Raw genomic sequence first — 13,198 nt, forward strand, 5'->3', positions numbered from 1 at the left:
CAAATGTGCGGAAGCAGCGTCAGGACCCTACGAATCGAACCGCCGCCGCGACGTGCAATGCGCTGCCCGCCATGACGAACAGATGCCACGCCAAGTGTGCGAAGCGTATGCGCGCGCTCAGCAGGAACAGCGCTGCGCCGAGCGTGTAGACCACGCCCCCGGCGATGAGCAACCTCATACCACCCGAGGACACGTGTTCGATGGACGGGACTGCCGCGGCCAGGACGGACCAACCCATCGCGACGTAAAGGCCCGTGGACCACAGCGGATGCGTGAACAGCTCGGACAGCGCGATCAGGGCGCCCGCCAACGCCAGGATCCACACCAGCGCCACTGTGAGCCAGGCACCGTTGTGTTGCAGTGCGGACACCGCAAACGGCGAATAGCTGCCGGCGATGAAGAGATAGATGGCCGCGTGATCCAGCCTTTCGAAGAAGCGCTTGCCGCGGCCGGGCGGCAGCCCGTGGAACAGCGCCGAACACAAGTACAGCAGCATCATCGTGGCCGCGAAGATGCTGACCGACACGATGTGCAGTGTCTGGGCGGTACGCACGACCCCCATCTGCACAAGGATTGGCAGCAAGGCCGCCGCGAGCAGGAAACCGACGCTGTGACTGACACAGTTGGCGATCTCCTCGGCTGCGCTCTGCTGGCGGCGTTCTGATCGGGAGTTCACGGCGCTTCTTGCGGCGGTCTCGCCGACTTCAGCAGGCGCTCGACAGCCGATCATTTCCAGAACCGGGGCGCGTCGGCGGCCTTCGCCAGCGCTTTCTTGCACCTTCGCGCGCTCGAGCGGAGATGCGACTGAAGCCACCCCACTGCGAAGAGTGCTTCGCTGTCAGATCGCGCGGCGTTGCGAAATTTTTCGAGCGCGATGACGGCATCGTTGTGCGCGCCGAGAGCATCCTGCGCGGGACGCAGATGCTCCAGGTATTGCTCAACGCGCTTGATGCCGAACAAATCGGCGACGAACTCGGACAAATAGCGCAGGCGTTTGAGCTGCTTGCGCACGCGGTGCTGCGCGTCAGTGTCGAGCTTGTCGAACCGCCTTCCTTCGCGTGCGACCCTGCGGTGAAGCTTGCGCAAGCGCTCGATCACATACTGGCGTGTGCTGCGGTCGTTCAAGCCGCCCTGCGACTTGTCGTGAGCAAACCCGATCACGTGGAGCAGCACCGCCTGGAATGCGCTGTTGCGCACGATTGCAGTCGTGTCGACAGCCACGTCCGGCCGCGGCCATTCCACGCTGGGAGCACCGGCCTCCTCCAGCAACGGCCTGACTGCCCGTGCGACGGTGTCGTCGTCGCGCAACTCGCCAAGTCGGCGGAATGCCTCGACGAGTGGAGCTTGCCACGCTGCGTCGATGCCGGTGGCCAAGGGCCCCAGTTCGCGCAGCGCGGTGCGCAGGCGCCGAAGCCCGATGCGCAGCTGGTGGATGTGCTCCTCCTGTGTGCTGCCTGCGGCCACTTCGCTCGCATTGCCGAGCATCTGGTCGAGGCAGGAGCGCACGACGGCGCGCACGAGCGCTTCGCCACCCATTTGCCTTGACAAGCGCGGCGTTGCTGCCTTCACAGCAGGGCCATGCTTGGCACCGTCAGCGAGGTGGGTCCCGCGCTGTGCCTTCGCAAGTGTGCTCAGCCATAAGCCTTGCGGAAGTGCCCACTCGCGCGCGACTTCCCACAGAACTGCGGGCTCGCCCGACTTGAGTTCCAGTTCCAGCTCGCACACGGGCAACTGGCGCCCTCCGGCGCGTACGGCGCCGGTATCAAGCGCCACTTCCAGCGTGGTGCCGTCACGCTGGCCCGTTACGGCCAGGCGGCTGACATCGGTCGTGATGCGCTCGACCAGAGCGATCTCGGTGTCCCCAAGGCACTCTCTGAACGCCTTGGCAGCCGGACTGCCGTCATGCAGCGAAGGCTGCAGGGCGGGCAGTTCGCCGTCCACCGAAGTCCGGGCAACGCTGTGCTCGAAGCGGTCGCCGGCGCCGGCGCCTGGCGACTTCAGCGTCTGGATCCACTGGCCTTCCTCATTGCGTAGCCGCAGCGACACGCCGTTCTTCGAGAGCACCCCATCCGGTGTGTCGAAGTACCTCGCCCGCAGGAGAACTGTGCGGGCGCCATGCGTGCGCAATTGCGATGCAAGCGACTCGCGGTGCTGCGGCGGCACTTCGAATTTGAGCTCGAGTTCAGACATGGGAAGCGTGCCTACGGACCATCGGCCGCGTCCTGCGGCATTGGAAAGAGAGGGGAGGTCGCGTGCATGCTCCAGCATATGCGCTTCGATGTCCCCGACGCCTCCACTGGCATCGGGATGTCACTGGCACGTCGCTCGCAGCGGCGAGACTGGGGATGCTCGCCCGGCGGGAACCTGCCCTCTCATCCACCACGCCAGCGTGCGACATTTCTCCACAGGATCTCACAATATGGAGCGAGCTTGGCCTTGGGCCTTGCGAGCAGGCCAGGAGAGCGACATGTCCCAAGCAAGCGACCACGATGCGCTCATGGAGCGCATCCGCGCCGACCTTCTCGACGGTTACGACGAGGAACTCGAGATGGAGATCGAAGACCGCTCGGTCGATGGCGCGCTCGCCGACGTCGACCCCGGCGAAGGCGCTCGCGCGGAGCGGGCGTCATATTTCCGGAACCTGTTCCGTCTGCAGCGTGAACTGGTCCGCTTGCAGGATTGGATCGCACACACGAAGCAGAAGGTGATCATCCTTTTCGAGGGCCGCGATGCCGCGGGCAAGGGTGGTGCGATCAAGCGCATCACGCAACGGCTCAATCCGCGCGTGTGCCGCGTCGTCGCCCTGCCGGCACCCAATGACCGGGAGCGCACGCAGTGGTATTTCCAGCGCTACGTGCCGCACCTGCCGGCAGGCGGCGAGATGGTTCTGTTCGACCGCAGCTGGTACAACCGCGCGGGCGTCGAGCGCGTGATGGGCTTTTGCAGCGAGGATGAAGTCGAGGAGTTCTTCCGCTCGGTCCCCGAGTTCGAACGGATGCTGGTGCGCTCAGGCATTCGCCTCATCAAGTACTGGTTCTCCATCACCGATGAAGAACAGGAGATGCGATTCCTCGGTCGTCTCCACGACCCGCTCAAGCAGTGGAAGCTGAGCCCGATGGACCTCGAGTCGCGGCGGCGCTGGGAGGAATACACCAAGGCGAAGGAGGTGATGCTGGAGCGTACGCACATCGCAGAGGCGCCCTGGTGGGTTGTGCAGGCGGTGGACAAGAAGCGCGCACGTCTCAATTGCATCCAGCACCTGCTCGACCAATTCGACTACAGGGATGTCGAACGGCCGTCCATCGCACTGCCGCTGCGCGAGCGCCACCCCGACTACTCGCGCCGGCCGGTTCCCGCCGAAATGTTCGTTCCCGAGCGCTACTGAGCGCCCCGCAGGGCGCTCTGCACCAGCTGCACCGTGGCTGCGCGTGACCGACCACTCCAGGAAGGCGCGCACCATCCGAGCCCGACGGGTGTCCCGGGCGCTGGTGATGCCGCAGACGAGGGCGACGATCGGATGGCTGTCGGATCCCGCCATGTCGTGCAGCCGATGACGGTGCCAATCGGGCACTGGATCGATGACGCGTAGGGATCGGCGTCGTCGAAGTCGAACCACACATCGAACTGCTCACCGCGGGCTCGGGCTTGCGGCGGGTGGCACCGCCGCGGGCGGTGCGGTTGGCGGATTTGGACGGTGCAGCTTGGCGGGAGTCTTCGCCCTCCGGCGGCCAGGCTCTTTTCGTGGTCGTGGGCATGGGATGGACCCGTTTGGTATAAACGGTATATACCGTTTATACGGGCTTGTCGGCTCGTCACGCGGCCGCCGCAGGGCGATGCATGTGCAAACGCCCGACGGGCGACGATGACTATTCACGGATTCATCGACTCGTCGCTGGACCGGCACTTCCCACGGGCATGTTCATCGCCGAATATGAATGGGCGAACGCCCGACGCCGCAGCGTCAGCCGTATCAGAAAGGCCGCCATGTTGTCGATCAGCTGGATCTCATTGCCGCCGGAGACGCTTCAACGCATGGCGTCGCACGACCCGGCAGCGTCTCCTTGCGGACGGCGCTGGGAGCGTGCTGTGGCGCTGGCCACCGCCGCTCTGGCCTGCGTGCTGGTCGTGGGGGCCATCGCAGTGGTGGCCATCTAGCGCAGCACGAGTCGACCGGTCATCAATCGGCGCTTACTCGGCGGCTGGCTTCATCGCAAGCGCTTGAACTGCAACCGATCGATCAATTCCTCGCCGGCAGACGCCGACCGATGCTCGCGAACGATCTCGAGCAGGCCCTGGCCCGCCATGCGCTTGAGGTCTCGCGCGACGGAGTCGAAGACCAGCGGATGCTCGAGGGTCGAGCCTGCTCGCGGAAGGTCCTGGACCACACCGAATTCCGAGTCGAGATAGACAGCTTGCGACAACGTTCGCATGAGGGACTCCCGGAATCAGACAGGAGGCGACCGCACGGCGTGCGAGCTCCGAGGTTGCTGTCTCGTCCGCATCGCGTCCTGTGCCTGCGCGATCGACTTGCAGCGGCGGTGGCACCGGGGTTCGGTGTCCAAGCGACGATTCTATGCACTGCCCGCCGGCCACACGGCGCGCCGGGTTGCACGTGTCACAACGGTTTCAAACTCGCACGCCAACATCGAGGGTTGTCGCTTTCCGCTGACCCATGCCCAAAGATCACTCGCAGATGGAGGACAGCAATCGCTCCTCCAACACCTCCATCCATGACGTGTCCGACCGGCGCGCCGCACCGTCCTGCGCGGCGGCCTGGCGGCGGCTGCGGGCGGGTTCCTGGCGCCGCTCTCGGGCGTGGTCGCGCTGGCCGGCTGTGCCTCGACGGCCGGAGCAGGCGGCACATTGCTCGGTTTCAAGGGCGTGCCAGTGTCGACGGCCGACAGCGTCGTGGTGCCCGAGGGCTACACCGTGCAGGTAATCGCGGCATGGGGCGAGCCGGTGGGCCTGTCCGGCGAGAACCCGTCCTTCAAGCCTGACGCCTCCAACACGCCTGCCGATCAGGAGGCGCAAATGGGCATGCACCACGACGGCGTCCACTACTTCGCGCAGAACGGCTCGGACGCCGGCCTGCTCGTGATGAACCACGAGTACGTCGACGACGGTCTGCTTCATCCCGATGGCATGGCGAACTGGTCGGCGCAGAAGGTGCGCAAGGCGCAAGCTGCGCACGGCGTGTCGGTGATCGAGGTGCAACGCAAGGACGGCCGTTGGGAGGTCGTGCGCCCCTCGCCGTGGGCACGCCGCATCACCGCCTCCACGCCGATGTCGGTCGCAGGTGCAGCCGCCGGACACCCGCTGCTTCGCACGGCTGCCGATCCGCAGGGCCGGCGCGTGCTGGGAACCCTGAACAACTGCGCCAGCGGCATCACGCCCTGGGGCACCTATCTCACCTGCGAAGAGAACTTCATCAACTACTTCAAGGGTCCCGACCAGCCGGACGCGCACCAGCAGCGATGGGGCCTGCGCAAGGGCGATCCGTCGGGCTACCGCTGGCACGAGCACGATGAGCGGTTCGACGCCTCGCGGCACCCCAACGAGCCCAACCGCTTCGGCTGGATCGTCGAGATCGATCCGTTCAACCCCAGCAGCACGCCGGTCAAGCGCACCTCGCTCGGCCGCGCGGCGCACGAAGGCGCCACCGTGGCCATGACACGGGACGGCCGCGCGGTGGTCTACATGGGCGAGGACGCCCGCTTCGAGTACATCTACAAGTTCGTCAGTCGCGATCGCGTGCAGCCCGGCGGTGCCGCGGGCAACGCGGGGCTGCTCGACAACGGCACGCTCTACGTCGCCCGCTTCGATGCCGACGGCAAGGGCCGCTGGATCGCGCTGATCCACGGCGACGGGCCGCTCACCGCAGCGAACGGCTTCGCGGACCAGGGTGAGGTGCTGGTCAAGGCGCGGCAGGCCAGCGACCAACTGGGTGCCACCAAGATGGATCGGCCGGAATGGATCGCCGTCGACCGGCAGGGCTGGGTCTACTGCACGCTCACCAACAACAGCAGCCGCGGCGCCAAGGACCAGCCCGGCGTGGACGCCGCCAATCCTCGCGCCAACAACACGATGGGGCACATCGTGCGCTGGAAGGAGGAGGGCGACTTCGACGGCAGCGCGTTCCATTGGAACCACTTCGTGCTCGCAGGTGATCCCGGCAACGAGCGCGCCGAGGCGAAGGGAAACGCCCGTGGGGATGCATTCGGATGCCCCGACGGGCTGTGGGTCGACGGCCGGGGCGTGCTGTGGGTGCAGACCGACATGTCGACGTCGGCCATGGGCAAGGGGGACCTGGCCAGGCTGGGCAACAACGCGATGCTCGCCGCTGATCCCCGCACCGGTGACGTCCGCCGCTTCCTGGTCGGCCCGGCGGGATGCGAAGTTACCGGCGTCACCGGCACCCCGGACGGGCGCACCTTGTTCGTCAACATCCAGCATCCGGGGGAGAGTCCGAGCGAGCGCAGCGATCCCGCAAACCCGCGTCGCTACTCCAACTGGCCCGACCAGCATCCGAACGGGCGACCGCGCTCGGCGACTGTGGTGGTCCGCCGCTTGGATGGTGGTGTCATCGGAACCTGAGCGTCCAGCGTGCCACGGTCCGGTCACGCTTGTGCCACGTGCCGTTCGCAGGCTACTCGATCAGCGTCCGGCCGTCTCGAGGTGCAGCGCATGGACCGATTGCCGACCCCCACCATCACTCCCAATGCCGTGCGCTGACTGGAGAGCCGCGATCACCGCCTGAGCGAGGCGACTGGGAGAGGGCGCGCGCCGGAGATCAGAAACGGGTTGCGAAGCCAGCTACCAGCAATCCCAGGTAGGGAGCGGATCCCCACCGTTCGCTTGAGACCGGACGCGTCACCGGCCGAGCGGGCGACGATGAGGCCGGCGGCCGAGCGGGCCGCTTGAAGGTGAACCGGAATGTCGCTGAGTGGGTGCGCGACGAAGGCGCGCCATTGATGGGGCAGGGCATAGGCCTCGAGCTGTGATGAAGGTTTGCGCTGGCAGCGACCAACCGCGCGGCCGCTCTCCAGCGTTTCGACTGGATCGACGGCCACACGGTGAATTGCCGGCAAGCGGGTAGGCCTCTGTTGCCCGATGCATCGGATCGGTTCAAGGCGGAGACGCCAGCGGGGGATCTCTCGGGCGTCTACCCTGGCTGCGACGCCCGAATCCTCGTTGCAGCCTTCGCCGAGGGTCCCACCGCAATCCGGAAGTCGGCTCAGGGTCGGGTCTTGCCCCTCGACTCGCACGAGCGAGTGGCCGATGTAGATCCTGGACCTGCCTCACCGGGCGCTTGGCGGGAACGCCAAGTGCTTTTTTCTTGGGCGCTACGAAAAAGGGCACGAAAAGTCTTTCCTCGCACGCCTGTTCACCGGACCATTGACTTCATGCCGCCGCAAGGCGTGCAGACCGCGGACGCCACCCGCGACTTCCACACTGGAATTGCCATGCACCTTCAAGTACCCATCGCCATTTCGGACGAGCTCGACGAGCACATCGTGGACTCGGTCCCGGCCGCACAGCCCGACTACGCCTTCACCAGCGGCAAGCTGTCCCATGCCGGAAAGCACGTGGAGTTCAGCGTGCAGGTCGACCCGTTCAGCGGTCGCTACAGCGTGACGGCCAACGAGCTGCTCGACATCAAGGTCCGCGCCGTCGCCCGCCTGGAGGAGTGAGCCGCATGGCGAGCCGCACCGAATCGCTGGCCGGCGCCCTCCCTGCGACGCTGGAGTGGCGCGACGACACCTTGTACCTGCTGGACCAGACGCGCCTGCCGCTGCAGATCGTCGTCGAGCGCCAGGCGAGCGTCGAGGAGGTGTGGGAGTCCATTCGCGCGCTGAAGGTGCGTGGCGCCCCGGCCATCGGCGTGGCGGGCGCCTACGGCCTCTGCGTCGCGATGCAGGGCAGCCGCAACGCGGGGGTCGCCGCGTTTCGTGCACGCCTCGCGGAGCAGGCCGCCTACCTCGCGTCCGCCCGACCCACCGCGGTCAACCTGCGATGGGCCGTGCAGCGTCTGCAGGACCGCATCGCCGGCCATGACGACGCGGGCAGCTCGTCGACGCTCTACGATGTGCTGCTCGACGAGGCCAGGCGCATCCACGACGAGGACCAGGCGCTGTGCGAAGGCATCGGCCGCAACGGCCAGGCGCTCATCCGCCCGGGCTGCGGCATCCTCACGCACTGCAACGCCGGCGCGCTCGCGACCACCGGCATCGGCACCGCCACGGCGCCGATGTACCTCGCGCACCGGTCCGGCACGCCGTTTCGCGTGTACGCCGACGAGACGCGGCCGCTGCTGCAGGGCGCGCGCCTCACGGCCTTCGAACTGCAGCGCGCGGGCATCGACGTCACGCTGCTCACCGACAGCATGGCCGCTGCCACGATGCAGCGCGGCCTCGTCGATCTGGTCATCGTGGGCACCGACCGCGTGGCGGCCAACGGCGACTTCGCCAACAAGATCGGCACGCTGGGCGTGGCCATTCTCGCCAAGCACTTCGGCATTCCGATGTACGTCGCGTGCCCTTCTTCCACGCTCGACCTCGCGACGCGCGCAGGCGAGGACATCGTGATCGAGGAACGCGCGGGCGACGAGGTGACGAGCTTCGGCGCCCGCCGCACGGCGCCCGAGGGGGTGGCGGTGCGCAACCCTTCCTTCGACGTCACGCCGCACACGCTGGTCGCCGGATTCATCACCGAGCGCGGCCTCGTCGGGCCGCCATTCGAGCAGAACTTGTCGTCGCTCTTCGGGATGGGCTGATTCGCCTCAGCGGTCGGGCAGGCGGGTCGCGAGCCGCGTCGACCCGTACGCTCGGAACCGATCGCGAACGATGCGCATCTCCTGCGGGTCGAGGAGGACGGGCGGGCCGACCTGCAGGCTCATCCAATACTGCCGCGCCAGGGTCTCCAGCCGGGTCGCTGTCGCGATCGCCTGCTCGATGTCCGCGCCCCAGCCGATCATGCCGTGATTGGCGAGCAGGCAGGCGCTGCGATCGACGAGTGCATCGGCGGCCAGGCGCGCGAGCGTCTCGGTGCCGAACGTGGCGTACGGCGCGCATCGCACGTCGTCGCCGCCGAAGGTCGCGATCATGTAATGAAAGGCGGGGATCCCGCTGCGCAGGCACGCCAGCGCCACGCACGCGTCCGAGTGGGTATGGACGATCGCCTGCGCCTGCGGGTAGCGCCGGTAGATCTCGGTGTGCATGGCCCATTCGCTCGATGGAATGCCCGGGCCGCGCGTCTCGCCGTCGAGCGTGATCTCCACCAGCGACGCGGCGTCGATCGTCTCGGCGCTCGCGCCGGTCGGGGTCACCAGCGCGCCATCCTCGAGCCGGCAACTCACGTTGCCGGCGCTGCCGCTGTTCAGGCCCAGCCGCGACAGGTGCCGGTAGGCGGCGGCGAGCCGGTGCCGCAGGTCGGACGCGGGCGAAAAGGAGTCGTGCTCGCTCATCGAGGGACGCCCCAGGCGCGCGCGCGGACCGAGCGGGTCCATGAGACGGACAGGGCAGGGGACGTCATCTGAGCCTCCTCGACACGGCTGGACCTGAACGCCAGTCTAGTTCGCACCGTCCGCATCGCAAGCCCACGCGTGGTTCCGATCTCCGGGGCTGCCCACGCGCACATCAGAAGTCGGCCTTCCGTCACAACTCAGGATGTGAGCCGGAGGGCCCAGCCGTTAGAGTTCTTCGATCTTCAAGGCGATCGCAGTGCCCGAGCGCAGTCGGGGATTCGATTTGCTGCTGACGCCGTGTCGCTGCAAAGCAGGTCGCGCCAACCTCTTCACCCCATGATGCGCCTAGCCACCTCGCCCATCGTTCGCTGCCTCGTTGCGCTGCTCGCGTGCCCCGTCATTCACGTCCGCGCCGCGGACATCGAGTGGAACGCCAACTGGAAGGCCGGTGAGCGAGCCGTGTACGAGGTCGAACGATGCAGGAGATCGAGCGATCCCGCCAAGCCGACGAACAACTGCGCCAAGGGCAGGCTCGAGATCGCCGTGCTGCGCGCCGACGACAAGGGTTCGCTACAGCAATGGAAAAGTGACACTGCGTTCCGACAGCTGGCGGAGGGCCGGATGACGCCGGAGGCCATCGCTGCCATGGAGAAGGCGCAGAACCTCGCGGCGGAAATCGAGTTCGATGCATCCGCCCAGCCCGTGCGTTTGGTCAACGCGAAGGATGTGCGGGCGATGCTCGATTCAGCCATGCATGCGCTCACCGAGCCCTCACCCGGTCGGAAGGAACTGGATCCGAAGGTCGTCGAGCAGGTTCGTGCAGCCATGTCACAGCTGACGGCCCATGACGAACGTCTTCTTGCGCTCGCGGCCAAGGACGCCACCGTTCTGTATTCACCTCTCGGCGGTAGCTTCACGCCGGGCAAGACGGTGCAACTGGAGTCCTCCATCCCCTCGCCGTTCGGCACCGCACCCTTGCAGTCCACATTGAGCCTGACGACAAGGGTCACGGACGCGAGTCGAAAGACCATGGAGTTGCAACTCGACGAGGAGATCGACCGTCGGGCACTCCTCGAGGCGATGGACAGCTTGGTGACGCCGCTGATCGCGAGCGCCGGTGGCGCCGAGAAGGCCAAGGAGGTTCGCGCCGCGATGTCAACGATGACCTTGCGACGCACCACGACGTATCAGGTGAACCTGGGCAGCAGTTGGGCGACGAGCGTGCGGACGAGGCAGACGCTGGACATCAGCGGTCGTCAGCGCGTGGACACGGCCGAGTTCAGGAGAATTCGCTAGGCCTCCGCGTCATGGGCCCCGAGTGGCTCGAGGTCGGGACCCACCGCAGCGCCGTTCCCGATCAAGGCAGCGGCGTGAACTTCAGCTCGCTCAGCGGCACGACCTTGTCTTCGCGCACCATCTTGAACTCGGTGTTCGGGCCGAGCCACTTGGCCCAGATCTGGTTGATCTCGCCGGCCTTGTCCAACTCGAGCAGGGTGGCGTTGATCTTCGCCAGCAGCGCCGGCTCATCCTTCTTCATGCCGATGCCGATGGGCTGCAGCGCCATCGGCTCGGGAATCATCTTCAGCTCCACGCCGCCGGTCTTCGACTGGTTGACGAGCTTGGTGATCGTCATCGTGTTCGCGACCATGCCGAGCGCCTTGTTCTGCTGCACGGCCATGTACGCCGAGCCGGTGTCCTGGAAAGTGACCGGCTCCGAGCCGTTCATCTTGATGGACAGCTCGGAGGTCGAGCCCTTGGTGGAGGCCAGGCGCTTGCCCTTGTAGTCGGCCTTGCTCTTGCCGGGATCGCTCGCCTTGACGGCGAGCATCTCCTTGGCGAGGTAGTAGGGGTCGCTGAACTGGATCTGCTCCGCCCGGCCCAGCGTGTAGGCGAGGTTGGCGACCGTGATGTCGACGCGCCCCATCTTGACTTCGGGAACGCGGGCCTCGACCGACAGTGGCGTGATCTTGGCGGTGAGCCCCAGGCGCTTGGCCAGTGCGTTGCACAGGTCGACGTCGAAGCCGACCATCTCCCGCGTCTTCGGGTCCGGTGCCGCGAACGGCGGGACGTCGGCGAAGGTGCCGCAGCGCAGCTCCTTGCGCTGCTGGATGTCCTGCCACTGATCGGCGAGTGCGGCCAACGGCAAGGTGCTCAGGGCGAGGGCGGTGATGGCCGCTGGCTTTGCGGCGCGGATTCGGAAGGACATGGCGGACTCCAGGGTGAGGACGCTCAGTGCGAGCGCAGGTCGGACAGGAAGCGTTGCGCGCGCGGGTGCCGCGGGCTGCGGAAGAAGGTCTCGGGCTCGGCCGATTCGAGGATGCAGCCGGCGTCCATGAACCACACGCGGTCGGCGACCTCGCGGGCGAAGTTCATCTCGTGCGTCACGCACATCATCGTCATGCCGTCGCCGGCCAGGCTGCGCATCACGGCCAGCACCTCCCCGACCATCTCGGGATCGAGGGCACTGGTCGGTTCGTCGAACAGCATCGCGGGCGGCTCCATCGCCAGCGCGCGGGCGATCGCCACGCGTTGCTGCTGGCCGCCGGAGAGCTGGGCCGGGTACGACATGGCCTTGGACGCCAGGCCCACGCGTTCGAGCAGCTGCATCGCCTTCTCGCGGGCTTCGCCACGCTTGATGCCGCTCACGTGCACGGGCGACAGCATCACGTTGTCGAGGGCCGACAGGTGCGGGAACAGGTTGAAGCTCTGGAACACGAACCCGATGCGGCTGCGCAGCTTGTTGAGCTGGGCGCTGCTCATCGGGGCGTGGATGTCGTGGCCGTCGACCACGACGCGGCCGGACTTGATCTCCTCCAGCCGGTTCACGGTGCGGATCAGCGTCGACTTGCCCGAGCCGGAAGGTCCGCAGACGACCACCACTTCGCCCTTCTTGACCTCGGCGTTGATGTCGGTGAGCGCGCGGTAGTGGCCGTACCACTTGTTGACGTCGGAGAACGTGATCATCGGGAAGATCCTTCAGGGCTCGGCGGCGATCGGCTGCGAGACGACGGCGGGCGGCGCCGCCGCGCCGGCGCCGCGCAGGCCGGCCCGCTTGGCCTCGATGTGCCGCTCCAGCGCGGTGGCCGCGCGGGTCAGGCTCCAGCACACGACGTAATAGATGGTCGCCAGGATGAAGAAGACGTGGAACGGCTTGGTCAGCAGCTGGTTGTTGATCTGGTTGGCCGCGAAGGTCAGCTCCGGCACGTTGATCACGTAGCCGAGCGTCGTCTCCTTGATCGTCGACACGAACTGGCTCAGCATGCTCGGCAGCATGTTGAACAGGGCCTGCGGCAGGATCACGAGTCGCATCGCGCCGAGATGGCTGTGCCCGAGGGCGCGCGCGGCTTCCATCTGGCCCTTGGGCAGCGCCTGGATGCCGGCGCGCACCACCTCGGCGAGGTAGGCGCCTTCATAGAGCACCAGCGTGCACAGCATGGTCACGAAGCCGGACACGTTGTGCCCGATCAGCAGCGGCACCAGGAAGTAGACCCACAGGATCACCATCAGCAGCGGCACGCCTCGTGCCACGTACACCAGCGCCGTGGCCGGCCAGTTCAGCACGCGCCAGGGCGACAGGCGGGCGAGCGCCAGCAGCACGCTGAGCGGAAAGGCCAGCGCGATGCCCAGCACCGACAGGATCAGCGTGCAGGCGATGCCGCCCAGGGGCCCGTTCGGGTACTGGCCGATCAGCAGCAGCAGCCAGTTGTCGCGCAGGATCTCGATGATCGTGTTCAT

Annotated in this window: 12 protein-coding genes and 1 pseudogene; 6 read left to right on the top strand and 7 right to left on the bottom strand. The window is 66.9% G+C overall.

Annotated features, from left to right (window positions below; genetic code table 11):
* Nucleotides 1-19: 19 nt before the first annotated feature.
* Nucleotides 20-730 (bottom strand): hemolysin III family protein, encoded by a 711-nt coding sequence (locus P7V53_RS13205; RefSeq protein ID WP_280155926.1) that lies wholly within the window; start codon nucleotides 728-730, stop codon nucleotides 20-22.
* The gene (locus P7V53_RS13210; protein WP_280155927.1) at nucleotides 727-2,190 is read right to left on the bottom strand and encodes a CYTH and CHAD domain-containing protein; all 1,464 of its coding nucleotides are present in this window, start codon (nucleotides 2,188-2,190) and stop codon (nucleotides 727-729) included. The genes P7V53_RS13205 and P7V53_RS13210 overlap by 4 nt, the downstream gene beginning before the upstream one ends.
* 277 nt (nucleotides 2,191-2,467) lie before the next feature.
* Between P7V53_RS13210 and ppk2 the strand changes: the two genes are divergently transcribed.
* On the top strand, nucleotides 2,468-3,385 hold the full coding sequence (gene ppk2, locus P7V53_RS13215) for a polyphosphate kinase 2 (RefSeq protein WP_280155928.1): 918 nt from the start codon (nucleotides 2,468-2,470) through the stop codon (nucleotides 3,383-3,385).
* A 530-nt stretch (nucleotides 3,386-3,915) separates the two neighbouring features.
* Complete coding sequence (locus P7V53_RS13220; protein WP_280155929.1) at nucleotides 3,916-4,155, top strand: hypothetical protein; 240 nt, start codon at nucleotides 3,916-3,918, stop codon at nucleotides 4,153-4,155.
* Between the two features lie 50 nt (nucleotides 4,156-4,205).
* Here the strand turns inward: P7V53_RS13220 and P7V53_RS13225 are convergent, their stop codons facing one another.
* Nucleotides 4,206-4,430, bottom strand: a complete 225-nt coding sequence (locus P7V53_RS13225; protein ID WP_280155930.1) for a hypothetical protein — start codon at nucleotides 4,428-4,430, stop codon at nucleotides 4,206-4,208.
* A gap of 242 nt (nucleotides 4,431-4,672) precedes the next feature.
* On the opposite strand from P7V53_RS13225, the pseudogene P7V53_RS13230 reads away from it, so the two are divergent.
* The 3 genes and pseudogenes from P7V53_RS13230 to mtnA all read left to right on the top strand — a co-directional run bounded on the left by P7V53_RS13230 (nucleotide 4,673) and on the right by mtnA (nucleotide 8,773).
* Nucleotides 4,673-6,594 (top strand): annotated as a pseudogene (locus P7V53_RS13230) (PhoX family phosphatase).
* Between the two features lie 869 nt (nucleotides 6,595-7,463).
* Nucleotides 7,464-7,691 carry a hypothetical protein gene (locus P7V53_RS13235; protein WP_280155931.1) on the top strand — a complete coding sequence of 76 codons (228 nt, stop codon included), beginning with the start codon at nucleotides 7,464-7,466 and terminating at the stop codon, nucleotides 7,689-7,691.
* A 5-nt stretch (nucleotides 7,692-7,696) separates the two neighbouring features.
* Nucleotides 7,697-8,773 carry an S-methyl-5-thioribose-1-phosphate isomerase gene (mtnA, locus tag P7V53_RS13240; RefSeq protein WP_280155932.1) on the top strand — a complete coding sequence of 359 codons (1,077 nt, stop codon included), beginning with the start codon at nucleotides 7,697-7,699 and terminating at the stop codon, nucleotides 8,771-8,773.
* Nucleotides 8,774-8,779: 6 nt separating this feature from the next.
* Here mtnA and P7V53_RS13245 read toward each other — a convergent pair whose 3' ends face one another.
* Complete coding sequence (locus P7V53_RS13245) at nucleotides 8,780-9,505, bottom strand: class II aldolase/adducin family protein (protein WP_280155933.1); 726 nt, start codon at nucleotides 9,503-9,505, stop codon at nucleotides 8,780-8,782.
* Between the two features lie 294 nt (nucleotides 9,506-9,799).
* On the opposite strand from P7V53_RS13245, the gene P7V53_RS13250 reads away from it, so the two are divergent.
* Entirely contained in the window at nucleotides 9,800-10,759 is a 960-nt protein-coding gene (locus tag P7V53_RS13250; protein ID WP_280155934.1) for a hypothetical protein, read from the top strand.
* Between the two features lie 61 nt (nucleotides 10,760-10,820).
* On the opposite strand, the gene P7V53_RS13255 is transcribed toward P7V53_RS13250, so the two are convergent.
* The 3 genes from P7V53_RS13255 to P7V53_RS13265 are packed head-to-tail and all read right to left on the bottom strand — an operon-like array spanning nucleotide 10,821 to nucleotide 13,198.
* Complete coding sequence (locus P7V53_RS13255) at nucleotides 10,821-11,669, bottom strand: ABC transporter substrate-binding protein (RefSeq protein WP_280155935.1); 849 nt, start codon at nucleotides 11,667-11,669, stop codon at nucleotides 10,821-10,823.
* A gap of 23 nt (nucleotides 11,670-11,692) precedes the next feature.
* Nucleotides 11,693-12,427 (bottom strand): amino acid ABC transporter ATP-binding protein, encoded by a 735-nt coding sequence (locus P7V53_RS13260; RefSeq protein ID WP_280155936.1) that lies wholly within the window; start codon nucleotides 12,425-12,427, stop codon nucleotides 11,693-11,695.
* A 12-nt stretch (nucleotides 12,428-12,439) separates the two neighbouring features.
* Nucleotides 12,440-13,198 carry an amino acid ABC transporter permease gene (locus P7V53_RS13265; RefSeq protein WP_280155937.1) on the bottom strand — a complete coding sequence of 253 codons (759 nt, stop codon included), beginning with the start codon at nucleotides 13,196-13,198 and terminating at the stop codon, nucleotides 12,440-12,442.

It is taken from the genome of Piscinibacter sp. XHJ-5 (assembly GCF_029855045.1).
Lineage (GTDB): Bacteria > Pseudomonadota > Gammaproteobacteria > Burkholderiales > Burkholderiaceae_C > Albitalea.

Bases quoted from the DNA above. Each gene is read 5' to 3' on its own strand.
- P7V53_RS13205 (WP_280155926.1), bottom strand. From the start codon at position 730: ATGATCGGCTGTCGAGCGCCTGCTGAAGTCGGCGAGACCGCCGCAAGA.
- P7V53_RS13210 (WP_280155927.1), bottom strand. From the start codon at position 2,190: ATGTCTGAACTCGAGCTCAAATTCGAAGTGCCGCCGCAGCACCGCGAG.
- ppk2 (WP_280155928.1), top strand. From the start codon at position 2,468: ATGTCCCAAGCAAGCGACCACGATGCGCTCATGGAGCGCATCCGCGCC.
- P7V53_RS13220 (WP_280155929.1), top strand. From the start codon at position 3,916: ATGTTCATCGCCGAATATGAATGGGCGAACGCCCGACGCCGCAGCGTC.
- P7V53_RS13225 (WP_280155930.1), bottom strand. From the start codon at position 4,430: ATGCGAACGTTGTCGCAAGCTGTCTATCTCGACTCGGAATTCGGTGTG.
- P7V53_RS13235 (WP_280155931.1), top strand. From the start codon at position 7,464: ATGCACCTTCAAGTACCCATCGCCATTTCGGACGAGCTCGACGAGCAC.
- mtnA (WP_280155932.1), top strand. From the start codon at position 7,697: ATGGCGAGCCGCACCGAATCGCTGGCCGGCGCCCTCCCTGCGACGCTG.
- P7V53_RS13245 (WP_280155933.1), bottom strand. From the start codon at position 9,505: ATGGACCCGCTCGGTCCGCGCGCGCGCCTGGGGCGTCCCTCGATGAGC.
- P7V53_RS13250 (WP_280155934.1), top strand. From the start codon at position 9,800: ATGATGCGCCTAGCCACCTCGCCCATCGTTCGCTGCCTCGTTGCGCTG.
- P7V53_RS13255 (WP_280155935.1), bottom strand. From the start codon at position 11,669: ATGTCCTTCCGAATCCGCGCCGCAAAGCCAGCGGCCATCACCGCCCTC.
- P7V53_RS13260 (WP_280155936.1), bottom strand. From the start codon at position 12,427: ATGATCACGTTCTCCGACGTCAACAAGTGGTACGGCCACTACCGCGCG.
- P7V53_RS13265 (WP_280155937.1), bottom strand. From the start codon at position 13,198: ATGAACACGATCATCGAGATCCTGCGCGACAACTGGCTGCTGCTGCTG.